Annotated in this window: 1 protein-coding gene; it reads right to left on the bottom strand. The window is 47.0% G+C overall.

Translation table 11 applies throughout. From position 1 onward, the window contains the following. Positions 1 to 36 precede the first annotated feature (36 nt). On the bottom strand, positions 37 to 947 hold a 911-nt coding region (gene nifU, locus QTO00_RS20185; RefSeq protein WP_331426337.1), incomplete at its 5' end, for a Fe-S cluster assembly protein NifU.

Raw genomic sequence — 947 nt, forward strand, 5'->3', positions numbered from 1 at the left:
GCATTGTTGTCGAGGTAGACAAGCTCTTGAGTCGGATTATGCGTCATGGGTCGCCTCCTTTTTAACTTCAGGTGCTTGAACAGGAAATACGGTAATACTGGTGCCGAGCGCGATAGAGAGTTTGTTTTCAAGATTGGCGAGCGTCAGACCAGATAAACCGCAAGAGGTACAATTACCAGTTAGCGCGACAAAAACCATATCGTCTTCAACATCAACCAGTTCAATGTCACCACCATCTGCAACGATGCTTGGGCGCAGCTGCTCAATCACTGTCGCTACTTTGTCCAATAGGTCTTCACTAACCGGAGCGGTTTGTTCCTTACTCTTCGTCGCTTGCTCATCCAAGCAAGCCTCTAATACCCATTCGATCTTTTCGTGACATGAGGTACAAGCGCCGCCTGCTTTGGTGTAGTTCACCACCTCTTCCAACGTAGTAAGACTATTGGCTTCAACCACGCGTTTAATCATCAAATCATCAATGGCGAAGCACTTACAAATCAGCTCGCCCTCCTCATGATCATCGGCCAACTCTTCGCCTCGATAATCAGCCACAGCAGCATGAAGCGCTTCCATGCCCATTACCGAGCAGTGCATTTTTTCTGGCGGCAGACCACCTAAGTAATCGGCGATATCGTTGTTGGTTACCTCAAGTGCTTGGTCGATGGTCTTGCCCTTAATGATTTCAGTTAGAGCAGAAGAAGAGGCAATAGCGCTACCACAACCAAATGTCTGAAAACCTGCCTGAGTGATTACCTCTGTGTCTGGATCTATTTTTAACGTTAGGCTCAACGCATCACCACAGCTAAGTGAACCTACATCACCCTTAGCATTCGCGTCACTCACCAACTTTGCATTTCGAGGGTTAAAAAAGTGCTCTTTAACCGTTTCCGAGTAATCCCACATACGCATTCCATCCTTTAGTCTTCTGAGTGTGAACCTGAAAACAA

It is taken from the genome of Vibrio sp. M260118, assembly GCF_036533755.1.
Lineage (GTDB): Bacteria > Pseudomonadota > Gammaproteobacteria > Enterobacterales > Vibrionaceae > Vibrio.